This is a genomic window from Sporosarcina sp. GTC18466 (genome assembly GCF_055389225.1).
On record NZ_AP044037.1, the window covers coordinates 552,995 to 575,770 of the forward strand.

General features: G+C 47.4%; 25 protein-coding genes. 7 read left to right on the forward strand and 18 right to left on the reverse strand.

Going from position 1 to position 22,776, the window contains the following annotated elements; all coding sequences use genetic code 11:
* Nucleotides 1–79: 79 nt before the first annotated feature.
* From ACZ5FK_RS02760 to ACZ5FK_RS02770, 3 genes are all read right to left on the reverse strand, one after another.
* Complete coding sequence (locus tag ACZ5FK_RS02760) at nucleotides 80–934, reverse strand: YitT family protein (protein WP_464806388.1); 855 nt, start codon at nucleotides 932–934, stop codon at nucleotides 80–82.
* A 144-nt stretch (nucleotides 935–1,078) separates the two neighbouring features.
* Nucleotides 1,079–1,249: a hypothetical protein gene (locus ACZ5FK_RS02765; protein WP_464806389.1), complete on the reverse strand. Its 171-nt coding sequence runs from the start codon at nucleotides 1,247–1,249 to the stop codon at nucleotides 1,079–1,081.
* A 109-nt stretch (nucleotides 1,250–1,358) separates the two neighbouring features.
* Nucleotides 1,359–1,871: a DUF2512 family protein gene (locus tag ACZ5FK_RS02770; RefSeq protein WP_464806390.1), complete on the reverse strand. Its 513-nt coding sequence runs from the start codon at nucleotides 1,869–1,871 to the stop codon at nucleotides 1,359–1,361.
* Between the two features lie 336 nt (nucleotides 1,872–2,207).
* Between ACZ5FK_RS02770 and ACZ5FK_RS02775 the strand changes: the two genes are divergently transcribed.
* Nucleotides 2,208–3,917: an ABC transporter ATP-binding protein gene (locus ACZ5FK_RS02775; protein WP_464806391.1), complete on the forward strand. Its 1,710-nt coding sequence runs from the start codon at nucleotides 2,208–2,210 to the stop codon at nucleotides 3,915–3,917.
* Between the two features lie 134 nt (nucleotides 3,918–4,051).
* Nucleotides 4,052–4,219: a hypothetical protein gene (locus tag ACZ5FK_RS02780; RefSeq protein ID WP_464806392.1), complete on the forward strand. Its 168-nt coding sequence runs from the start codon at nucleotides 4,052–4,054 to the stop codon at nucleotides 4,217–4,219.
* A 76-nt stretch (nucleotides 4,220–4,295) separates the two neighbouring features.
* Here ACZ5FK_RS02780 and ACZ5FK_RS02785 read toward each other — a convergent pair whose 3' ends face one another.
* The 3 genes from ACZ5FK_RS02785 to ACZ5FK_RS02795 all read right to left on the reverse strand — a co-directional run bounded on the left by ACZ5FK_RS02785 (nucleotide 4,296) and on the right by ACZ5FK_RS02795 (nucleotide 5,942).
* Complete coding sequence (locus tag ACZ5FK_RS02785) at nucleotides 4,296–4,805, reverse strand: QueT transporter family protein (RefSeq protein WP_464806393.1); 510 nt, start codon at nucleotides 4,803–4,805, stop codon at nucleotides 4,296–4,298.
* Nucleotides 4,806–4,950: 145 nt separating this feature from the next.
* Nucleotides 4,951–5,709, reverse strand: a complete 759-nt coding sequence (locus ACZ5FK_RS02790) for a 3-oxoacyl-ACP reductase (protein ID WP_464806394.1) — start codon at nucleotides 5,707–5,709, stop codon at nucleotides 4,951–4,953.
* 11 nt (nucleotides 5,710–5,720) lie between these two features.
* Nucleotides 5,721–5,942 (reverse strand): DUF2829 domain-containing protein, encoded by a 222-nt coding sequence (locus ACZ5FK_RS02795; protein WP_464806395.1) that lies wholly within the window; start codon nucleotides 5,940–5,942, stop codon nucleotides 5,721–5,723.
* Between the two features lie 131 nt (nucleotides 5,943–6,073).
* Here ACZ5FK_RS02795 and ACZ5FK_RS02800 point away from each other — a divergent pair, with 131 nt between their 5' ends.
* Complete coding sequence (locus ACZ5FK_RS02800) at nucleotides 6,074–6,991, forward strand: catalase (protein ID WP_464806396.1); 918 nt, start codon at nucleotides 6,074–6,076, stop codon at nucleotides 6,989–6,991.
* Nucleotide 6,992: 1 nt separating this feature from the next.
* Here ACZ5FK_RS02800 and ACZ5FK_RS02805 read toward each other — a convergent pair whose 3' ends face one another.
* From ACZ5FK_RS02805 to ACZ5FK_RS02820, 4 genes are all read right to left on the reverse strand, one after another.
* Nucleotides 6,993–7,331, reverse strand: coding sequence for a hypothetical protein (locus ACZ5FK_RS02805; RefSeq protein WP_464806397.1), 339 nt, complete (start codon nucleotides 7,329–7,331; stop codon nucleotides 6,993–6,995).
* 250 nt (nucleotides 7,332–7,581) lie between these two features.
* Nucleotides 7,582–9,090: a malate:quinone oxidoreductase gene (locus tag ACZ5FK_RS02810; RefSeq protein ID WP_464806398.1), complete on the reverse strand. Its 1,509-nt coding sequence runs from the start codon at nucleotides 9,088–9,090 to the stop codon at nucleotides 7,582–7,584.
* A gap of 268 nt (nucleotides 9,091–9,358) precedes the next feature.
* Nucleotides 9,359–11,395: a catalase gene (locus ACZ5FK_RS02815; protein ID WP_464806399.1), complete on the reverse strand. Its 2,037-nt coding sequence runs from the start codon at nucleotides 11,393–11,395 to the stop codon at nucleotides 9,359–9,361.
* 488 nt (nucleotides 11,396–11,883) lie between these two features.
* Nucleotides 11,884–12,339 (reverse strand): DIP1984 family protein, encoded by a 456-nt coding sequence (locus ACZ5FK_RS02820; protein WP_464806400.1) that lies wholly within the window; start codon nucleotides 12,337–12,339, stop codon nucleotides 11,884–11,886.
* 174 nt (nucleotides 12,340–12,513) lie between these two features.
* Between ACZ5FK_RS02820 and ACZ5FK_RS02825 the strand changes: the two genes are divergently transcribed.
* From ACZ5FK_RS02825 to ACZ5FK_RS02835, 3 genes are all read left to right on the forward strand, one after another.
* Entirely contained in the window at nucleotides 12,514–13,344 is an 831-nt protein-coding gene (locus ACZ5FK_RS02825) for an STAS domain-containing protein (RefSeq protein ID WP_464806401.1), read from the forward strand.
* 469 nt (nucleotides 13,345–13,813) lie between these two features.
* Nucleotides 13,814–15,481: an FAD-binding protein gene (locus tag ACZ5FK_RS02830; protein WP_464806402.1), complete on the forward strand. Its 1,668-nt coding sequence runs from the start codon at nucleotides 13,814–13,816 to the stop codon at nucleotides 15,479–15,481.
* Between the two features lie 29 nt (nucleotides 15,482–15,510).
* On the forward strand, nucleotides 15,511–15,966 hold the full coding sequence (locus ACZ5FK_RS02835; protein WP_464806403.1) for a CoxG family protein: 456 nt from the start codon (nucleotides 15,511–15,513) through the stop codon (nucleotides 15,964–15,966).
* Between the two features lie 114 nt (nucleotides 15,967–16,080).
* Here the strand turns inward: ACZ5FK_RS02835 and ACZ5FK_RS02840 are convergent, their stop codons facing one another.
* Nucleotides 16,081–16,722, reverse strand: a complete 642-nt coding sequence (locus tag ACZ5FK_RS02840; RefSeq protein WP_464806404.1) for a TetR/AcrR family transcriptional regulator — start codon at nucleotides 16,720–16,722, stop codon at nucleotides 16,081–16,083.
* A gap of 253 nt (nucleotides 16,723–16,975) precedes the next feature.
* On the opposite strand from ACZ5FK_RS02840, the gene ACZ5FK_RS02845 reads away from it, so the two are divergent.
* Nucleotides 16,976–17,158 carry a KGG domain-containing protein gene (locus tag ACZ5FK_RS02845; protein WP_464806405.1) on the forward strand — a complete coding sequence of 61 codons (183 nt, stop codon included), beginning with the start codon at nucleotides 16,976–16,978 and terminating at the stop codon, nucleotides 17,156–17,158.
* Nucleotides 17,159–17,211: 53 nt separating this feature from the next.
* Here ACZ5FK_RS02845 and ACZ5FK_RS02850 read toward each other — a convergent pair whose 3' ends face one another.
* From ACZ5FK_RS02850 to ACZ5FK_RS02880, 7 genes are all read right to left on the reverse strand, one after another.
* The gene (locus ACZ5FK_RS02850) at nucleotides 17,212–17,637 is read right to left on the reverse strand and encodes a glycerate kinase (protein WP_464806406.1); all 426 of its coding nucleotides are present in this window, start codon (nucleotides 17,635–17,637) and stop codon (nucleotides 17,212–17,214) included.
* Between the two features lie 79 nt (nucleotides 17,638–17,716).
* On the reverse strand, nucleotides 17,717–17,899 hold the full coding sequence (locus ACZ5FK_RS02855) for a hypothetical protein (RefSeq protein ID WP_464806407.1): 183 nt from the start codon (nucleotides 17,897–17,899) through the stop codon (nucleotides 17,717–17,719).
* Nucleotides 17,900–17,956: 57 nt separating this feature from the next.
* Nucleotides 17,957–18,646, reverse strand: coding sequence for a YwaF family protein (locus tag ACZ5FK_RS02860; RefSeq protein ID WP_464806408.1), 690 nt, complete (start codon nucleotides 18,644–18,646; stop codon nucleotides 17,957–17,959).
* 167 nt (nucleotides 18,647–18,813) lie between these two features.
* Nucleotides 18,814–19,722, reverse strand: a complete 909-nt coding sequence (locus ACZ5FK_RS02865) for a pseudouridine-5'-phosphate glycosidase (protein ID WP_464806409.1) — start codon at nucleotides 19,720–19,722, stop codon at nucleotides 18,814–18,816.
* Complete coding sequence (locus tag ACZ5FK_RS02870) at nucleotides 19,719–20,819, reverse strand: PfkB family carbohydrate kinase (RefSeq protein WP_464806410.1); 1,101 nt, start codon at nucleotides 20,817–20,819, stop codon at nucleotides 19,719–19,721. The genes ACZ5FK_RS02865 and ACZ5FK_RS02870 overlap by 4 nt, the downstream gene beginning before the upstream one ends.
* Nucleotides 20,820–20,961: 142 nt before the next feature.
* Nucleotides 20,962–21,720, reverse strand: coding sequence for an SDR family NAD(P)-dependent oxidoreductase (locus tag ACZ5FK_RS02875; RefSeq protein ID WP_464806411.1), 759 nt, complete (start codon nucleotides 21,718–21,720; stop codon nucleotides 20,962–20,964).
* Nucleotides 21,707–22,651 carry an MBL fold metallo-hydrolase gene (locus tag ACZ5FK_RS02880; protein ID WP_464806412.1) on the reverse strand — a complete coding sequence of 315 codons (945 nt, stop codon included), beginning with the start codon at nucleotides 22,649–22,651 and terminating at the stop codon, nucleotides 21,707–21,709. The genes ACZ5FK_RS02875 and ACZ5FK_RS02880 overlap by 14 nt, the downstream gene beginning before the upstream one ends.
* Between the last annotated feature and the right edge of the window lie 125 nt (nucleotides 22,652–22,776).

The window sequence follows — 22,776 nt, forward strand, 5'->3', positions numbered from 1 at the left end:
GCCTCTTTTTTGTTTCTAAGGAGAAATCTTCTTGAAATCGTAAGATTTTCAGTGCCCTCGTGACCGGGTGCCTTCTTTTTTATACGGTCTCCCCCTCTTTTCGGAAGAAACCGAAAATCCCTACAGTCTGCACAACATTTGTAAACGCCTTTGGATCCACCTCTTTGATGATCTTCTCCAAATCATAAAGTTCATAGCGTGTAACGACCAGGTACAGCATGTTTTTAGTCTCTTTCGAATATGCACCGGTCGCCGGTAATATCGTGATGCCTCGCACCATCTTCTCATGTATCGCTTTTTGCAGCTCTTCCGCATGATGAGTGATGATCATTGCTGTCACCTTCTCATGCCGCGTATGGATCATATCAATCACTGTCGTCGTTACATAGAGGGCGACCATCGTATACAGGGCATTCTCCGGTTTATACAGGATGCCTGCAAGCACAATGATGACGCCATTCAAAATCAGATAATAGGCACCGATCGGTTTGTCCTGAAGCCTTGACAGCACCATGGCAACGATATCCATTCCGCCAGTCGATGCGCCCAGTTTCAGAGAGATTCCGACACCGACCCCTGCAATGACGCCTCCGAATACCGCATTCAAGATGATATCGTCAGACACCGATAAGACAGGGAGCAGCTCTAAAAACAAGGTAGTGAAGAGAACCGATACGATACTATAAATGGTAAATCCTTTCCCTACCTTGAACCAGCCAAGGATGAACACCGGGATATTGAAAAGCAATAGTAAAATCCCTGTGCTGACCGTCAATCCAAGCTGGTCGCTAAAAATGCTTGACACAAGCTGCGCAGCACCTGAAAATCCGCTTGCATAGACGTTCGCATTAATCAAGAAAAAGTTCAGCGAGACTGCTACAAGCAGTGAGCCAAATATAACAACGGCAATTCGTTTCGCCTCAATAAAAAACATACGTACCTCCTATGTGTAAAAATAGACAGCAGAACAAATTGTATATGATGTAAGCACAATTGAACATGATCATTGTGTCCCATTTCCAGTCTGCCCTAAAAAAGCATATAAAAAAACACCAGCCGGCCGCTGATGTATATTACGTCATATTTCCTTTTTCACTTTACAATAGGAGACGGCAGAAATTCCGCCAATCATGGCAATGGAAAGCAGCCCGGCCATCATCCCTCCGGAGTATGGACTATTCCCGAGAGAACCGACAGAACATCCTAAAGCAATACCGATCAAAATAGCAGCAATGATAATGCGAAACAATGTAATCATCCTTCCCCGACCCACAATTGAGAACCGTAATCATTCTCATTCCATCATACAAGAGTCGGGGGCCAAACGCAACACTCACCCGTACGGCAAGAAATCGCTATCATTCATCTTTCTTTTCTTTCCGCTTCCGTTCCTGGAATTCATGTTCTTTCCGCATCTCCTCCAGGTCGAACTCCTCACCGAACTCAGCCCTTAAATTACGGTCATAATCAAAATAAGGATGGTTCGCCGGATGAGGGTCGCTCTCCTTCTCTTGATCAAACACACTTGTCGCCATATACCGATGGAAAACGAGTTCTAATACGCCGATTCCTAGAGCTGTGACGAGAGAAGCCAGAACGAGGGAAGGCAGTCCAGCGAAAAGGAATATCCCAGACAGCCACGTGATGCCGAAAGCAATAACAACGTCACCGACGGCAGCAAGGACATTGCCTAAGAACGGCATGATAAATACGTCTCCAGCATAGCCGACAACAGTAACAGCTGTGCTGACAAAAAGAGAACTGAAAAATGATGCCCCGAATATACCCGATAGGATGAGCCATACTGCTGAAAATGTTAATACCCACTTGACAAAAAAGCCTTTCATATACGAACCGGTTCCGATATACATGACAGATGCACTCCTTGAAAGACATGTTATATCTATCGTGTCCAAACCGTTTCAATCCTATCCATGGCCGATGCCATGCGTGTGCTTGTACATTTCTGTTTCAATCTCACCTGTCATGTGCGTTATACCTATGGCAGTCAACACTTCTTCCATATAACTCTGTACGACTTGGGTTCAGTTTTGATTCCTCACTGTGTCACCCCTCTAACTAGTCACAATCCGGGCTGCGTGTTTTGAAATTGATGGTTTATCCTCTCGCTTAGTGCATGCTTTCCTATGTTGCGTTATACTAAAGATTGTTGCAAATCATAACCGAATAGATTGAAAGGACCCATTATGCTAAAACAATTCTTTTCATACTACAAACCGCACCGCAGACTGTTTATCATCGATTTCTCGAGCGCTGTATTTGTCGCCCTGCTAGAGCTTGCATTTCCTGTAGCTGTACAGTGGTTCATCGATAAGCTGCTCCCTTCTGGCGATTGGGGACGCATCACGATGATCAGCATTATGCTGTTGCTCATTTACTGCGTAAGCACATTCTTGCAATATCTCGTCAATTATCTCGGCCATAAGCTTGGCATTAATATCGAGACCGATATGAGACGAGAATTGTTCGACCATGTACAAAAACAGTCTTTCCGTTTTTTCGACAATACGAAGACCGGTCATATTATGACCAGGATCACGACCGACTTGTTCGATATAGGAGAGTTCGCCCACCACGGACCTGAGGATGCATTTATCGCAATCATGACTATCGTGGGTGCTTTCGGCCTTATGTATACGATCAACCCTGAACTTGCCCTCATCACGCTCGTCATGGTACCCGTCCTGATTGTCATTGTCACCTATTGCAATAAGCGGATGAATGCTGCATGGCATAATATGTATGGTAAAATCGCGGAAGTGAATGGACGGGTTGAAGATTCCGTCTCCGGATCACGTGTTGTAAAATCATTTACAAATGAAGATTTTGAAATGAAACGTTTTAACCGTGACAATGAAAACTTCCGTCTAGCAAAACTCGTCGCCTATAAAGTCATGTCTTGGACATCTTCCTCGATTTATATGGCAACGCGCCTTATGACCCTCGTCGTGCTCGTAGTCGGCGCCTGGTTTGCGACGACCGGCAAGCTTACATACGGGGAACTGGTGAGTTTCATATTGTTCATCAACATACTTGTCAAGCCGATCGATAAAATCAGCGCGTTACTGGAGATGTATCCGAAAGGCATGGCCGGCTTTACTAGGTTCCGCGAGCTTATGGACCAGGAACCGGAGATCAAAGATGCGAAAGACGCAATTGATGTTCCCCATTTAAACGGCGACATCAAGTTATCGGACGTCTCCTTCGGCTATAAGGGGAAGAAGCCTGCGCTCAATAAGATTAGCCTGTCCATAAATGCCGGCCAGACAGTCGCATTTGTCGGCCCATCAGGTGCAGGAAAAACGACAATCTGCTCTCTGATCCCACGCTTTTATGATGTTGATGAAGGATCAATTGAGATTGACGGACTTGATATTCGGAAGATGACGCAAAAATCGCTGCGAAGCCAGATCGGCATCGTGCAGCAGGACGTGTTCCTGTTCACCGGTACGATCAAAGAGAATATCGCATACGGGGATCTCGCCGCAACTGACGAAGAGATCTTCATGGCGGCAAAGCGTGCACATCTTGAGGAGTTCGTCTCGAACCTTCCGGATGGGTACGAAACCCAGATCGGCGAACGGGGATTGATGCTCTCAGGCGGCCAAAAACAGCGACTTGCGATTGCAAGGATGTTCCTGAAGAATCCGCCGATCCTCATACTCGATGAAGCGACTTCTGCACTTGATACGGAAACCGAGCGCCTTATACAGGAATCACTTGAGGAGCTGTCTGAAAACCGGACGACTCTTGTCATCGCCCACCGCTTGACGACCATCCGGAATGCAGACCGGGTCATCGTCGTCACTCCGGATGGCATCTCGGAAGAAGGCACATATGATGAACTCGTCGAGTACGGCGGCATGTTCGCAAGACTCCATGCCAATCAGCATTGACAAACCAAGAAAAGCAGCCATGGCACCTTCGAGATGCGTGGCTGCTTTTCTTCCTTCTAAACACTTTTAACACTCGTTTCCAAGTTTGTCCACCGAGCATCATGGGTATTGTAGGCTAGAAGGAGGTTGTGCGTATGCAGATAGAGCGCGAACAGTTTATGCTAACAAGACAACTCCAGCTTCTCGCTGATGAATACCACGTTGCCCCCACTACTTTGAAAACTGTGATCCTCGACGACATGCATCTTCTGCAGACTGCTCTGGAACTGATCGAAGTGGAACCCGAAGAATACTGCAACTGACCCATCGCCACATGTGAAATCCCCACCATATAAAAAAAGGAGTCCGCCTATACAAGCGAACTCTTTTTTCATTCCATTATTTTGATAAATCCATCTTCTTCTGAACTGCATATATCAGAAAGCCGCCTACCGCCATCGAAGCGAGCTCTCCCGCTGCGACTGTTACCCAAGTGATAAAGAAAGGGGCTCCGTGCATTATTGTCAATTGTCCAGCTACTGTGAACATCGAACATGCAAAAATGACTGCCGTGACGGCAAACTTCAACCAAAGACGTTGAATATGTCTCGTTGCGAGTCTTGACAAGAGCAGAACAAGGAATGTCGCCGCTCCTCCAATCGGCACATCAAGAATCCACGTCGGCGACATGAAGTTAGCGATTATGACACCGATTGTTATTGCTGCCACATACCGCTTGTTGAACAAAGCAAGATAATTGAACATTTCCGACAGCCTGATTTGGACGGCGCCAAAGCTGACAACTGCGAATAAAAGCGTCACCGCTACATACAGCGCTGCAACAATGGATACCTTCGCCATCTCGCTGACAGCAGACCTGGAAGGTGATGTTATTGTACGTGTGCTCATGCACATTCTCCTTTGTAAAATAGCATTTGCTATTTTAGTAATAACTGCGGCCAAAGGATGCCGGAGCTGATCCGGACGAAGTGCCGCAGTGCAGGCTGATTTGCCTGCCTGGTAAGTATATCAGAAAAGGATTACTTTGAACATATCATTTCACAATCCAACCGCCATCAATTGGAATGACAGCTCCCGTAATATAATTTGAAGCAGAGCTAGCCAAAAATAAGGTCAGCTGCGCAACTTCCTCCGGTTTTGCCCACCTGCCCGCAGGCGTCTCTTTGGCGACCCACTTCGCCACTGAGCCGTCTCCCGCAAAATCAGCAGCGTTCATCGGCGTTTCAATGGCGCCTGGAGCAATTGCGTTTGCGCGGATACCTTCCCTGCTGTAATCCAGCGAAAGCTGTTTCGTATAGCCGATGACGGCATGTTTGGATGCGGTATAGGCCGCCCCGCCGCCTCCAGCTACGAGTCCTGCGACAGATGCCATATTAATGATGGCACCGCCCCTATTCTCCGCAAGCATTTGGGGCAGGACTTCATTGGTCACATAATACATCCCTTTCACATTTGTATCCATGATCCGATTCCACAGAGCTTCATCGGTCTCAAGCGTCTTTGCATATCCGTCGAGCAAGCCTGCTGTATTGGCCAGTATGTGAATGTTTCCATAGACATCTCGCGCTTGCTCGGCGGCCATCGCGACAGCTTGCCGGTCCGTTACGGAGCCTGCAAAATAAGCAAAGGAACAAGGGTATTCCGCCTTCAGCCCAGCCAGCCCCTCCTCATTCACATCAAAACCGTATACGGCAGCTCCGCTATTCAAAAAAGCCCGTGCTTGGGCTTGTCCTATCCCCGAGGCAGCGCCAGTAATGAAGACGGTCTTGCTTTCAAATTCATCCGATCTCATATTGTTCTCCTTCAATCGACGAGTTTCCAATCCTCCGCAAGCAGATCACAGACGGTCGGCGTGAACATCGTATATCCTTCTCCATCTACGTCAATGACAAAATAGGGATTCAGCTTCTTGCCGTCAATTTCCCCGCCATCCACGAGCTTCACATACAGCTCAGCGCCGCCCCATCCGTTACGTATCACTTTTGCCCCTTCTTTTAATTGGGGTAGGATTTCTTCAAATTGCATATAAACCAATCCTCTCAACTACAGGCATTTGGAAGCCTTTTTTCCTTTCAGTATAGCATATTGGCATGAAGTATGGATGCTCGCTGTTAGGGTATAGAATATTAAACAGAATGGAAAGCAAGGTGAACGGTATGCAAAATGATGATAATAGAAAGGTTTCAGCAAAAGAAGCCGTTGATACGATCGAGAACATGGCTGGAAAATATCCAGGCTACCGGCGCGCTCATACGAAGGGGATGGGGTTTGATGCAGAGTTCTTGCCAAGCGCGCAAGCTTCCGCCTATTCGGCTGCATTCCATTTAAACAGCCAGGTGTCCGCCGTCGTCCGTTTCTCGCATAGCTGGCCCTCACCGGATCCTAATGAACTGTTATCTCCGATTAAAGGCATGGCGGTTCAGTTCCAATCAACCGATGGGCAATTAACAAACCTGACGATGGCAAATGTATCGGTATTCGTCACAAAAACCCCTGAAGCTTTCATTCGGCTACTGCAAGTTATGACGAAAGGGTTGCTGTCGGTTCGGGAGAAATGGCGCATACTCCGCCGTGACCCGGAATTCCGCACGATCCCCGCCATCTTGAAGAAGCTGAAACCGCCCACAAGTTTTGCAGCAGAAACATATCATGCGCTTCATTCCTACTATCTAGTGAATGGACAAGGAGAAAAGCAAGCGGTCCGCTTCCGCTTTGAACCGGTTGACGGTGAGGAAAAAGTCGGCCATTCAAGTGGAAAAGATCTTGAAAAGGAATTGCTCGACCGAGTGCGCACTGGACCGGTGCGTTTCAGGCTGGTCATGCAGCTCGCTTCTCCCAAGGATCCGATAGATGATCCAAGCCAAAAGTGGCCCGATGACCGCCCGATCGTCTATGCTGGTGAACTGGTGTTGCGCATGAAACGGGATGATGAGGCCGAATCTTTCGTGTTCGATCCAACCGCAGAAGTAGAGGGACTGGAATGTTCGGACGATCCGATCCTTAGATTCCGGTCCCCCGTGTATGCTGAATCATCCGGGCGGAGATCAAGCGAGGATTGGCTGCCAGGCCAATGAATCACTTTCTGCTCATAAACAGCAAAGACGCCAGGGCGGCTAGAAGCATGAGAACCGCGAGCCGTCCTGGACTTTTCGCAGGCTTGAATTTCGTCTCGCTGGGCGACACTTCAAAGACGCCGATCGGTTTGACCGAAATTCTTCCTCCTCCTCCATCCGCACCTTTCCCATCACCCCCGCCCCCTCCTGCGTAATGCAATTTTGCAACAGGGATCACTTTCTTGAGGCCGACTTCCACTGGATCGCCGAATACGAGCGATACATCACGGGCATTCCCAAATTTCTTGAATACTGTTTTTACAGGCGATTCAACATATATGGATGGCTGTTTTTGATCCATAAAAACTCTCCTCTCCCGCAAGGTTCATGGCCCTGCCTTTGAATATATGCAATGGGAAGGCTCAAATTCTCCCACGGCATGCATGGTTCTTTGTCAATAGTATAACTCATAGTTTGAATGTACAGAAGTATTGTATAATTGAAACCGCCTACTGGCTTGTGCGTATATATGGCAGCGAGGTGATTGAAGGGGGAATGATTTATTTAAAAAAACGCCGGTTTCCATTTTGCGCATGGAGACCGGCGTACTCTTATTCATTTGATGTAGCTTTTTCAGCAAGGCCGAGCGCTCTCGATGTAGAAGCGAAAATATCCTTGAACATCTCTGGATTCTCCGATAGTTTCTTTCCATATGAAGGAACCATCTCTTTGATTTTAGGTTCCCATTCTTTCATATGATCCGGGAAACAATTGTTGAGAACATTCAGCATGACCTGAACCGCCGTAGAAGCGCCTGGAGAAGCGCCAAGCAGTGCCGCAACAGAACCGTCGGCAGCTGTTACAACCTCAGTACCAAACTGAAGTGTCCCTTTCCCGCCAGTCTCGGTATCTTTGATGACCTGCACACGCTGGCCTGCCACCACAACCTCCCAGTCCTCGCTTTTAGCGGTCGGGATGAATTCACGCAATTCCTCTATTCGCTTGTCGTTCGATAAAAGGACTTGCTGGATAAGATATTTCGTCAATGGCATCTCTTTTGCGCCAGCAGCAAGCATCGTAAATACGTTGTTCGGTTTAACTGAATTGATAAGATCCATATAGGAACCTGTCTTCAGGAACTTCGGTGTGAAGCCGGCAAACGGACCGAACAAGAGCGATTTCTTGCCGTCGATATATCTCGTATCGAGGTGAGGTACAGACATTGGCGGTGCGCCCACTTTTGCTTTGCCGTATACTTTGGCATGATGCTGTTCCGCAATCTCAGGGTTTTTGCAGACGAGGAACAACCCGCTGACCGGGAAACCGCCAATATGCTTAGATTCTGGAATTCCAGTTTTCTGAAGTAACGGCAAGCTTGCACCGCCTGCCCCGATGAATAGGAACTTCGCAGTATGGAACTCGATCTTGCCGCCTTCTTCATCAATCACTTTTACTTCCCATAATCCTTCAGCTGTTCTGCGGATATCTTTCACACTATGCTTGTAATTGACGGAGACGCCTTCCTTTGTCAAATGCTCCATCAAGATCCGTGTGAGGGCGCCGAAGTTGACATCTGTGCCAGAATCGATTTTGGTAGCTGCCATCGGATGATGTTCTTTGCGGCCTTCCATGATTAATGGAATCCATTCCTTCATCTTCTCTGGATCATCAGAGAATTCCATCCCTTGAAACAGAGGATGATCTTTCAGTGCCTCGTATCGCTTCTTCAAATACGTGACATCGCTTTCACCTTCGACAAGGCTCATGTGAGGGATCGGCTTGATGAACTGCTCAGGATTGCTGATAAGCCCCTGTTCGATGAGATGCGCCCAAAATTGACGCGATACTTGGAATTGCTCATTGACACTTACCGCCTTTGAAATGTCGATTGTGCCATCCGATCTTTCCGGTGTGTAGTTCAATTCGCACAATGCTGAGTGGCCTGTACCCGCATTATTCCACTCATTGGAACTCTCTTCTCCCGGCTTGTCCAGCTTCTCAAACAATTTGATGTTCCAATCGGGCGACAATTCCTTGAGCAGCGTTCCCAGTGTCGCACTCATGATTCCTGCACCGATGAGGATGACATCTGTATTAGTACTGTTTTCTCTGCTGTTCATATATAACATCCTTACTATGTAGAATTTGCAGAAAGGATCCAGGCGCCCCACTTTGCAATGACCATCTGGCGTTGCAACCCTTTTCTGTATCCATATTACTAAAAAAATTATCTTTCAATCACTTATCGATTATAACATATATTTTTTAAGATGAAAGCAAGGTATGCTTGTTTAAAGCAAAGATTCTGGGTACAGTGTTTTTATTCCAATACATAAAGGCCCCCTTCCGCTTGAAGCGGAGGAGGCCATTCTCTAGCTGACACGCACTTCAGGTACGGTCCCAGAATCTCTTCTTCGCAAGTGACTCCACAAACTGCACGGCGAAATCTGAATTGCCATCAGCCTGCACGACACCATCCAAGTTATTTCCTTCAGACTTCATCAAGTATGACTCCGCATCGGCAGATAGGCCAATCGGTTTCATGTGCATATAATGCATTTTCACGTAGTCCGATACATACTGGTCGAACTTCATCTGCTCAGCGGTTTCTCCTCCGACGACATAAATTGCATCGTAAAGAGCAGGGTGTACAGTGATGAATGACTTATCGATTTGAAGTTCACTGCCATCCTTCCCTTTCACTGTGCCGAGCTTGTCTGAAACCAGCTCCGGCATGACGCCGTTTTCTTTGAAGGCGTCCAGTACTTCTGACACTTCCTTGCCGTCAAACCCATTACCGATCAGAACAGCAACCTTTTGAGTCATCGCGGAATGTGGAGAATTCAGCTGGCTAAGGGATGCGTACTCTTTATCAATTTCCACGTTGTCTGTTTGCGGAGGTTCAACACCGATGTTTTCTGCAATCATTGATGCCATTTGCTTATCTACATTTGCGAACAGCTCCACATTTTTCTGGCGAATTTCAGGATCCATCACCTTTCCAAGGTGAAAGCTGAACGATTCGATCAGATCTTGCTTCTCAGGCATCGATAAGCTGTTCCAGAATATACGCGCTTGCGTATAATAATCCTGGAATGACTCGCTCGGGTGCTCCCTTGTCACTTGGCCTTCTACTTGCTCTGGGTAATTTTCGTAACCTCCTTCTTCAGGAGATGTCTCTTCAGGCGTATTTCCCGCTACAGAATTATTATGATAATGGACAGGGTCCGTATCGATCGGATACTTTAGATAACCATCCCGTAAATTGCTTGCTGATTCGGAGATCGGACGGTTTACCGGCAGTTCTTCGAAATTAGGCGAATGCTGGCGATACAGCTCGGTATCGCGGTAGGCAAACGATCTGCCTTGAAGGACAGGATCGTTAGTGAATTCAATTCCCGGGACAAGATTCGACGGATTGAAGGCAGACTGCTCCTCCTCCGCGAAAAAGTTATCCATTAGGCGGTTTAATGTCATCTTGCCGATGATCTTAACCGGTATTTCCTCTTCCGGCCAAAATTTCGTATCATCCAAAATGTCGAATTCATAGTTGAATTGGTCTTTCTCATCGATCAGCTGGACCCCCAGCTCATACTCCGGAAAAGAGCCGCTGCCAATCGCTTCGACCAGGTCCTTTCTATGGAAATCTGGATCCACGCCGCCAATCACATTCGCTTCATCAAGCAACAGAGAGTGAACGCCAAGTTTCGGTTTCCAGACGAAACGGACGAAAGTCGATTTGCCCTTCTCATTAATGAAACGGAAAGTGTTGATTGGATATCCTTCCATCATGCGCCAGCTTCTTGGGCGGCCGCGCATTGACATCAGCCACATGACCATATGGGTTGCTTCCGGATTGCTGACGACATAATCCCAGAAATTATCGTGTGCGACAGTCGCCTGCGGAATATGGGTTCTCGGATTCGGCTTTGCCGCATGCGTTACATCCATGAATTTCATAGCATCAGATATGATGAATACAGGGAATTGCAGGGAAAGTGAATCGTAGTTCCCTTCTTGCGTATAGAATTTGACGGCAAATCCACGGATATCCACGGCGGTATCCTTGGAGCCGCGGTTTCCGATGAAATTGGAGAAGCGGGTAAATACCGGCGTCTTTGTCCCTGGCTCCTGCAGGAAACCGGCAACCGTGTACTCTTTCATAGACTCATACAACTCGAACTCACCGTATGCACCGAATCCGCGTGCATGCACCACTTTTTCCGGGATACGCTCCCGGTTGAAATGCGACTGTTTCTTATAGAAATGAAAATCCTGCATTAAAAGCGGGCCGCGTTTCCCCGCTCGGAGTGTCTTCTGATCGTTCGCGACCTTCATGCCACTTTCGTCAGTCATCGGCTTGCCGGCATTCGCCTTTCGATACTGCTCCAGCTGTTCATCTTTGCGATTTTTTTCAGAATCCATACCACATTCACCCTTTCAGCATTTTTCATCTTGATTTCAAACAATCGATACCCTTGTTCCCTAGAATCCAGGCTAGTAAACTATCTATCGGTAACGTCATTCAATGAGACTGTGAAACTGTAAATAAACGTCAAAAAACCAAGCTCTTTTGGAGCCTGGTTTTAAACAGCCTGTTCCTTTTGAATGAAATATGACAGCACACTTAAAAGATCGGGGGCAATCCCATACTTTCGAAGAAAAAAACCGTGCTTGATTACACGGTTTTTGGGTTATGGACAATCCCCTTACCCACCCTCGCCGGCCGCACAAATTAGTGCATGGTCATAACTGTTACAATCTATTTGTACTATTGTCACTTTACTGGGCCTCAGTTGTTCATGACGGATTTGAACCGATTGGCGTAGCCCTTTCCGCCTGCCAGTAAGTCCAACTTTCCCTGTTGGCGGGTGTGCACTCACCTTTGTGATTGGCCAGCTACCGACGTCCACTTATTCTAATTCAACAGTCCAATTCAGTCCCTGAATTTTCGTATCCAGTTCCCGAAACATTTTTGACAAGTCATCTACTTGCTTTTGGATGGCCTTCACGTCGAGAATGCTAATTGTTTTGATTTCCATACGGCTAAAACGGTCAGTCCGGATGGAGGCCTGCTCAGCAATCTTGGAAAGGATCAAACGCTGATTCCATATTTGATCCCGTTCAGTCAGTGCATCCGAAAGCGTCCGCTTTTCATCGAACATCACCTTGCAGTTGGTCCTGTTGATGCGCTTGATGAGGATCGTCAATTCTTTTAAGACCATGTCCAGTTCGTAGAGCAATTCACTTGGGTTTTCGGCCGGTTCCTCTCCTTCCTGCACTTTCAAGTTATTGCTGATGCGGACTTTGAGCTGCTCAATCCGTTTTTGATAATCCGACCGGGCAATCAATGCTTCTGCAAGTTTCATAGACAAGGCCCCTTTCTATAAAAATCTTCTTTGGTAATATACCCATCTTAGTTCAAAGAGGAATCCAACGCAATATTATACATAAAATTTGTACAAATCATAGCCAAACCGCATGATTTGTAATACAGTAGTAGAAAGTAGAGCAGATTTGCAGTAGAGGAAGGAGGCATATCGATGGTGATGACCAATGAACTTTATGAATTCCTTATAGATCAGGCTTCCGACTTGACGGAGGAATGGTACCATAACCTTTCACATAAGACAGGTGTCTATGGAGTGACGGACGAGGAGAAAATCCGTGTCTTAAAAGAACAGAACAAGGCGTTCCACCTTCGTTTCTTCCAAATGTTCAAGGAAGAGAAGGCTGCCTTCTATCAGGAGATGGAGGCGTGGGTGCATGCCGTCGCGAATGATGAAAGCCACCAGCTCACCCCTATGAATGCCATCATGCATGAGTTCTATCGAACAAGGGACCAGTATTTTGCGGTTGTTGAGAGATTCGCCGAATTACATGAAGTGTCCAAACATCAGATCGATGAATGGAAAGGGATGATTCTAAAGACATTCGATAAAGTCACCCTCTGGTTCATGCAAGTATATGATAAATCTGCCAAGGAGCGGCTGACGAGCCATCAGGAACTGATCAATGAACTCAGCTCCCCTGTCATCAAGATTACAGCGAACACTGGACTGCTTCCGCTGATCGGCGATATCGATACGGACCGAGCGACATATATCTTGGAAGAGACATTGCTTCAGTGCGATGCCAAAAAACTGGACAGGCTCTATATCGATCTTTCGGGCGTTGTTATGATCGATACGATGGTTGCCCAGCAGCTGTTTTTGCTTCATGATTCCTTGGCGCTGATCGGCGTTGATGTTACTTTATGCGGAATTCGGCCTGAGATCGCACAAACTGCCATACAACTCGGCCTATCATTCGACAAAATATCGATTTATGCATCATTGGAACACGCACTCAGTCCGCATATCATTCACAAATGAACAACCTTCAGCACAAAGCAGAAAGAAAGTACATATAAGTATCATCCCGCCTATAACCGTCCTCATTCGGTTATAGGTTTTTTCCATTTGCGATGCTGCGTTTTCTATTTTACAGTGTTTGTTTACTATCCTTAGAATGAAATTTATTCTTTCTGGCCAGCCCCTTCGATGACTTTTTTATTTAGCCGCCGATCATCCTATTATTTTTTTCCGACTATTATTTTTTGTGATTTTTTTAGCATCAGTGCTTTATAAATAGTATTCAGTCTGCATTTGCAATGAAACGCATAAATTTTTAAATAATAAACCACAAAACAATATTACTATATACTTAAATTAAACTAGGTAATATATATCAAATTCTTGTTGCATATTGGAATGTATGTGCAGTAAACTGTACCTAATGATAGCAACACTATCATTTTTCAAATCTATTTATTACATACACATAGAAACGGGGGAAAGAGCAATGCCAGCTAAAAAACCTGCACAATGGGACCAAGAAGTCGATGTTGTTGTTCTAGGTACAGGAGGAGCCGCATTCGTATCCGCTGTGTTGGCAGCAGATCAAGGCGCTGAAGTGCTGATGCTAGAAAAAACGCACCAAATTGGCGGGACGACAGCATTTTCCGGCGGTGTTCCCTGGATTCCATTGAACCGCTACATGAAAGAAGCAGGAATGGAAGATGACCGCGAATCAGCAATCACTTTTATTAAGCGTCTCACACAAGGTAAGGAGCCGGATCCAAAATTCATCGATCTATTTGTTGATACCGGACATGTCATGATTGACTACTTGCATGAGAATACACCACTTCGTTTCAAGACACCGGAAGGATATTCCGAATACTACGGTCACCTCCCGGAAGCATATAAAAACGGTACACGGTCGCTTGACCCGGAACCTTTCAATCTAAACGATGTAGGCGAATGGGGAGCCCTTGTCCGCCAAAACCCGGTGTTCCCTCCGCTCACGCTTGCTGAAGGCGGAGCTGTCGGCGGAATCGACTTCATGAAAGTCGCGGAGCGCATGGAAAATAACATTGTCACCATGGGGCGTTCTTTGATAGCCGCTCTTTTGAAAGCGTCACTTGACCGCGGCATCGATATCCAGATAAATACGCCTGGCAAAGAGCTTGTCATGGATGACGAAGGAAAAGTAATTGGTGTCGTCGCTGAAAAAGAGGGTGAAAAGATCTTTATCGGCGCTCGCAAAGGCGTAGTACTGGCATCTGGCGGATTTGAATGGAATCAGGAATTGGTCAAGACATTCCTAAAGGGCCATATTACGCATCCAATGTCCCCTCCTGGAAACGATGGCGATGGATTGATCATGGCGATGGAAGCGGGAGCTGCACTAGGCAATATGGCGGAAGCTTGGTATTACCCGACAATGCAGGACCCTACATTCGAATACGAAGACCATGTCATGAATCAGACGGGCGGCGGCCGTATGGGTCCAAACTCCATCATCGTCAACAAACACGGCAAACGTTTTGCGCACGAAGGAACTACCTATAACGACCTTCCGCGTACATTCTTCAACTTCGATCCGGTCGCACTTGAATACCCGAACGAAGCGCCGAACTGGATGATTTTCGACCAGCAGCTTAAAGATGCTACGATAATCATTACGATGATGCCTGGCGAAGATGCGCCTGACTGGGTGGATCAAGCTGAATCCTTGCGGGAGCTTGCGGAGAAGATCGGCGTAAACCCGGACGGACTGGAAGCATCTGTGAAGCGCTGGAACGAACATGTTGAAAAAGGGGTGGACGAAGATTTCCACCGCGGCACGACTCACTTCGAGAATATCTTGGGTGGCGGCGGCTGTGCTGACGCGAACCTTGGCAAGATTGAAAAAGGGCCATTCTATGCAGTTCCTGTCCATCTTGGCGCTCTTGGCACCAATGGCGGTCCGCGCATCAATGAAAAAGGCGAAGTGATGAGCCTTCGCGGACAAGCAATCGATGGCCTTTATGCGGCTGGAAATGCTGCAATGGGTATCCTCGGCCCTGTCTATACTAGCGCAGGCGGTACAATCGGACCCGCTATGACAATGGGTTATATCGTCGGCAAGGAAGTCGGCGCAAAGGAATCTCGGGAAATACGTGATGCAGAGCTTCTTGCTCTATAATTAAAATACAATAGAAAGCGTGAACTAATATGCCAAACGGAACACATACAGTAGAACTTCAAGTACCAATCGAAAACATCTGGAACTTTGTCAGCGACATGAACAACTGGGCCCCACTTGTACCTGGTTACATCGAGCATGAAATCCTAAGCGAGAAACAATCCACTTGGAAATTCAAAGGAGACCTTGGCTTTATGAAGAAGACAGTCAAGCTCCAAATCGACATCAAAGAATGGATCGAGCCTTCCAAGGTGACATTCGACTTAAAAGGCTTGTCTGATAACTTTACCGGCGGCGGCTATTTTGAAGCTGAAAAGGTATCCGACACAGCAACTCGTATGACCGGCCATCTTGATATTACAGCTGGCGGCATGATGGGCGCTATGATCAATTCAATCCTTAAGAACTTTGTACCTGAAACTGCTGAGCAATTGACGATTGCGATCGCCGACAAGATCAATGAAATTGAAGGCGTAACTGTATAAATAAAAAAGAGGGAGATCCGGGATATTTTCGGATTTCCCTCTTTATCTAGTTTCTTTGGATAGTACAAGCCCTTATGTATATCAGCATTTTGCATGTCAGTGCAGTTCTCGTTGTTACTCCCCCGCTTCCTGCTCATACGGCGGCTTCAAGTAATCAAGCAAGATTGTCTTCACAATCACTGCCTGCTCAACCGGCAAAATCACCATTTCACCCATTCGGACACTTTCGAAGAACGACAATTTCCTTGTGAAAACACCCATGACATTCGAGATGGCGCCAAGCACATCGCGGTTCGCCATATCGGATCTGATGGAACCATCATTTTTCCCTTCCTCGATCAACGCTTTGATGACATTTGTGATTTCCGCATATGCCTGGTGATACTCACTGATATCCTCAATAGGTTCTTTTGCATAAGCCGCGTAAGTTTCGAATGCTTCGAGCAGCTTCATATCGTTCTGCACATGCGATTCACTCACTTTAATGTAGTGATTCAGCAGCATTTCAATTTTATCATAGCAAGTCCCTTCACTATGCCGGATTTTTTCAAATGAGGGCAGCCGCTCTTTTAAGATCTTGACGATTACAGCGATGATCAGTTTATTTTTCTTTGGAAAGTAACGGAACACTGTAGCGACGCCAAGACCTGCAGCATCCGCCACGTCTTGCATGGTTGCCCACTCGAACCCCTTCTCGACAAACACGCAGTAAGCAGCTTGCAGGATTTCTTCAGTTCTTCTTTCTTTGAATGTCACGTGGGTCCCCTCCCCCTTCTTTTGGTTATGTACTCTGTCTACCGTATGGGATACTCTCTTTTTCATCGCTGCGGCTGTTAAGTGGAACCGCTTAGTCAACAAGAAAATAGTAGAAACCTATGGAAGCATTTACTCCTATCTTACCTACCAGCATCTTATATTACAATTGTCCGATGAAATGAAGGTTTAAGATTTTGTGAGGAGGCCATACAAACCATGTAAGAAAAATACAAAACACGAGGAGAGATTTAACATGGCAAAAGACAACAACAAAAACAACCAAGGTAAAATGTCTCTAGAAGAAGCAGGACGTAAAGGCGGCGAAGCAACAGCACGCACGCATGGACACGAATTCTATGAAGAAATCGGCCATAAAGGCGGCGAAGCGCGTGCACGCCAGAACGATGAACTGAAAAACGATAAAAACAACAAATAAATAGTGATATAAAAGACTGCCAGGTTTCCGAAAAGGAAATCTGGCAGTCTTTTTTAATATTTCCCTGTAAGTTTTTGAGTTATATGTCCCTCCACGACTTGCCGTGTTTTTTGGGCAAGCCTGAAGTAAGCATCCCTCTTTGCAGTTTCAACGGAAACACCGCCTTCGGTCAGGCTGTGCAGACCGAAGAAAAAGGGCTGCAGCCTGTGAAAATCCTTCTCCTCGATGCTCCCCGATATGAGTAAAACAGGTTTTTCTTCCTTCGCTCCAGCTAAAGCGACTCCAAACGGAGCTTTACCTGATATAGTCTGTACGTCCGATTTTCCCTCGCCCGTAATAATAAGATCCGTCTTCTGTAAGTGATCATAGAACCCAGCCAGTTCAAGAACCATTGCCGATATGCCTTCTTTCATTGCATAGGACGCCACCACGGCCGACAAGCTGCCTTTAAATGAATCCGGTGCTAAAATGATTTTCATACTAGCCTCCTCCCTCAACAGTTTATTAACGTATAAAAAAACAACACCTACCGCACGTACGGTATGTGTCGCTTTGTCGTCAGACGCCCATTTTCCTGCGGGATTGACTCACTTTCTTAGTCTGCTGGCTTTTCATTTTCGGAGCTTGCTGGAACGGGTTTTCGGCAGTTCGGTTGCCCCCCGCTTTGTTCTTTTTGGCTTCCAGTTGCTGTCGCACAGCGTCTTTCAAGCTGATTTTGCCCGTCTTCTCATTATGTGCCATATGATTGTGCACCTCCATAGTTACTAAATTTTAGCATCCATCCGCTTATGCGTCCAGTCAATTCTGTGAACTTTTCCGAAGGGCAAGCCAGATCAACAAGAAGGTTGCCAAAGCGACTATTTCCAGAGACCCGATATACCAAGGATAAGGTCCTAAGTAATCAAGCAGACTTCCACTGGAAGGTTTATGATCCAAGAACATATAGTTCCCGCCCGCCAGCTTATTGACCAGCATGATGGCGGCAGCTAGGACGTTCAGGTATAAAAATGCACGCCAGATGCCTTTCAAAGACGGCTGATGTCCTTTTATCCATACGTAGTACAAGCCCGTCAATATGATGCCCGTGTGGGTGAGGAAGAAATGGAAAAAGCGAAAGTGAGGAAAATCGATGCCCAGCACCGGCGTTACAAGGGCTTGAATGGCTCCGCCAATTCCAGCGAACAAGACAAAATCAGCCATTCGGCGATCTCCCGTCCATAATAGTGCGATTGTGACGAGCAACGCGATGCTGCATAATTCAAGAGGAAGCGAATCGATCAGACGCCAGCGTCCTGTAGTCCACATCCAAACATGATAAGAGACTTCCAAGGCCAGCAAAAAGCAAGCTGCTGTCCGTTCAAAGAAAACCAATTTGCAGCCAAGACAGCGCAATCTCCTTCTTGTGAAAAACAGTGCCGTCACGGCGATGAAGGCAACAATCATGGCGCTGATATGGCTTGCCGAAAACAAGACAAATTCCTTAGGCATAATCCAGCTCCCCTCCCCTGTACCGCAAGTATGATTCATATAAGTCTATCATATTCACCCCCATCGCCAGCAGCAAACTGATGACGCATATAAAAAAGCCCCTGCCGGTCAAGCTCCGGAAGACGCGTGAAACGCCAGGAGCCATCCACATTAAGGGGCTAACTTCATCATTTATAATATGCAACCGCGATTTGCGCACCGATTACAGCGTTATGCTTCACAAGTGCAATATTTGCATCAAGGCTCTTGCCTTCTGTAAGTTCCTTCACTTTCGCTAGCAGGAACGGAGTCGTATCTTTTCCTGTAATGCCATTTTCATTCGCTTCCTGGATCGCCTTTTCAATGATGCCATTGATCAGTTCAGGTGCAAGTTCATCTTGTTCAGGGATAGGATTTGCAATGACCGCGCCGCCCTTTAATCCAAGTTCCCATTTTACGCGCAGTGTATCCGCAACAGTTGCCGGCTCATCCGCACGGAAATTGATCGGAAAGCCGCTTTTACGTGTATAGAATGCTGGAAGCTCTTCCGTCTTGTACCCGATGACAGGCACCCCTTTTGTTTCAAGGTATTCAAGTGTCAAGCCGATATCGAGGATGGACTTCGCACCCGCACACACTACAGCCACGTCCGTCTGGGCGAGTTCTTCAAGGTCAGCGGAAATATCCATCGTCGTCTCAGCTCCACGATGGACGCCGCCGATTCCGCCTGTCACGAAAATCCGGATGCCTGCGAGATCAGCACAGATCATTGTCGCTGCTACAGTCGTCGCACCTAGCTGCTTTGTTGCAAGAAGATAGGGAAGATCTCGGCGGGATGCTTTCGCTACGTTTTTACTATTTCCAAACAGTTCAAGCTCTTCATCTGATAAGCCGATCTTGATCTCACCGTCAATCAATGCGATGGTAGCAGGTACAGCACCGCCGTCACGGATGATCTGCTCCACCTCACGCGCGGTCTGCACATTGAGCGGATACGGCATTCCGTGAGAAATGATAGTCGATTCCAGGGCGACAACTGGTTTTCCTTCATGTAAAGCGTCGGCAACTTCTTTTGAGTATGAAATAAATTGTTTCATCTGTATTCCTCCATATCATTTTCAAGTTGAATTTCACTAAGTTCCGGGCGTACTGTATGTCTGCCGGCAAGCGTTTTCGCGGCATTCACACGACCCGCGTGAATGCAGTCGACCGGCTCCCAGCCGGATACTACGCCATGCAGCAGTGCCGCAATGAAAGCGTCACCTGCACCGGTAACGTCTTGCACCGGTACATCCGGGACTGCTTCGAAGTGGCGGACCTCTTCATGTCCTCGGTTCCCGGACATCACGCCTTTTGCTCCCCTCGTGATGACCGCGTGTCCCACTCCCGCATCAAGCAGCTTACGGACAGCAAGTTCCCACGCTTCACGCGAATCAATCCGGATGCCTGTCAGCGTCTCTGCTTCATCCTCATTACAGATGAACCATGTGATTCCTTCAAGCGACTCAGGCATATTCACCATTTTAGGTGACGACACCGGGGCGATCGACAGAGGAACCCTGTAAGTTTGCGCAATTTCTTTAACAGTTTCCACGGTCTCTTTCGGACAGTTCAAGTCAATGACAATCATGGCGGCGCCAGCGAGATGACGCTCATTCGTCCGGATATAGTCAGGCGATAGTTCGCTGTAGACGTCCATCGTCGCCATGGCGATGGCAAGTTCCCCGTTTTGCTCAATTACTGCGGAGTAGGAACCCGTCGAATGCCCGGCAAGCAGCTGCACAGCTGACAAGTCGATGAATGGCGATGAGTGGCCATGGATAAGATCCCAGTCCGCATCGGGTCCTGCGGTGCTGAGAAGCTGGACTTTATGGCCAAGTCTTCCTAAGTTTTCGCCGATATTCCTTGCTACTCCGCCGATTGCTACAGAGAGCGTCGATGGATTCGAAGTTCCGAACTGGACAGTTTTTTTCAAGTGGAACTTCCTGTCGACATTGGCGCCGCCAATACAGACAATCCTCTTCGACTCGGGAATCACATAAGCTCTGCCAGTAATCGCACCGCGTTTCATGAGCCCGGATATCACGTTTGCGACTGCAGGCCGTGACATCTGCAGGCTGTCAGCGATCTCTTGCTGGGATAGAAATGGATTCTTCCGGATCAGCTCAAATATAAGCCGTTCTCTTTCATTCACGGATATCCGGCCTCCTTAAACATTTGTTTACATTATAAACAGTTGTAACGAAATGTACAAGTGTTTCTGCCCATGTCTAATTTTTCACAGAATTCCTTACCAAAAAGGCCGCTCAGGAAACGGGTTCCCAAGCAGCCTGCTTTTATTTCTTTGTAAAATACTTCTTCCCCACTTTCTCCACTAGTCCAGGAGCAAGTTGATACAGTTTGCTCGAAATCCCCATATATTTTGGAAGATCCACTTCACGGACCGGTTTATCAATCACCTTGATACAGGCGTCCGACACCGTATCGACAGTTAGCAGATGCCTGCCGAGCGACTTGCGGTAGCTGCCAGTTTCGTCTGCGTGGTCGAGGAAAGGGGTGTCGATCGGTCCGGGATGGATGATAGTGACGTGGATGCCAAGCTCCGCCGTCTCCATCCTGAGCGCGTTGACATACCCGATAAGCGCATGCTTTGTCGCCGCATACACAGCTGATTTCGGTGTTGCCACTTTGCCGGCCTGCGATCCGATAAAAATCAAATGACCGCTTCCCCTAGCGATCATGCTCGGCAGCAGCCTATTGATGAGCAGCATCTGTGAAATTACATTGACGTCCATCGTCTGCCTGATCTCATCGTCCTCCATCTCATGCACCGGAGTGAATCTTCCCATGCCCGCAGAAAGGATCACGATATCAGGTATGCCCGTCTGTTCCAGTACTGCATCCATCTGGTTTATGTCAGTCACGTCAGCAGGGAAAACAGCAGCCCCTTCATTTTGAAGATCAAACAGCGCATCTGGCGCCCTTCCGACACCTTGCACAATGAAGCGGTCGGGCTCGGCAAGCAGTTTCATCGCAATGCTTTTGCCAAGGCCGCTCGTTGCCCCGGTGATCAAAACTCTCTTACGCCTGTTCATATTGCAAAACTCCAGATTCATCTTCCTTTTCACGGATCATTTCCCGGTCAAGCAGAAAATCGATTTGGCCGATGGTTTCAGATAAGGTCAGGCCTAGTTCTTTCTCATATACTAGTGGAAATAATTCCTGAGTCAGTTGGAAGATCGTTTTCTTGCCTCCTGCCAGCATGCCGTGCACTTTACCTGCACGTTCTTTCTGTTTCGCGAGACGGGTTTTGATGAGCGGCTGCACGTCACGCACTTCGTCCCCATGCCCTGAATAGATGATCTTAACAGGCATTGCCGCAATGCGCTCGAGCGACTCATTGTATTGCAGAAGAGATTTTGGCCTGCTGTCTTTCGGATTCATCGGCGGTTCAATGAGAGGATTTGAAGAAACCTTGTCAAGCACAACATCACCGCCGATCAGTTTGCCCTCCTCCTCATTCCAGAAGGCAAGGTGGCTTTGTGCGTGGCCAAGTGTTTCGAGCACATGCCAGCCGGGATGGCCCGGAAGTTCCTCTCCCTCACCGATCATCCGGTCGAGCGGGCGGCTTCCCATAACGGCAAGGGGCCGCTTCATCTTGTCCACCCAGCTTAAGTACCTTTCAGGAACCCCCTCTTCAAGGAGGCGTTCCATATAGAAACGGTCATGGAATGCCATGAAATCTTCATCACGGCGCAGCCAAAAGTCATTGTATGGGTGGCCGATGATGCTCGCATGGCCGAAGGCATCGACCCAGCCAGCGTGGTCCGGATGATGGTGCGTCAGAATGACTTGTTCGATATCCGCAAATGAATAACCGGCCTGCGCAATCCCGTATTTGAGTGCTTCATATGCAGCTTCGGTTTTCGGACCTGCGTCGATCAGCGACAAGGCATCCCCCTTCAGCAAATAGGCATTGACATCCCCGACAGCGAATGGTGTCGGGATTACAATTTTATGGATCATTTTCAAAACTCCTTCAAACAGCTGGACTGAATCACTATTCAGTCCATTGTACAACGTTTACAGCAGAACGTCATCCGGCGACGCTTTCTGAAACTTTCAGAGACCCATTTTCGTAATATGATATA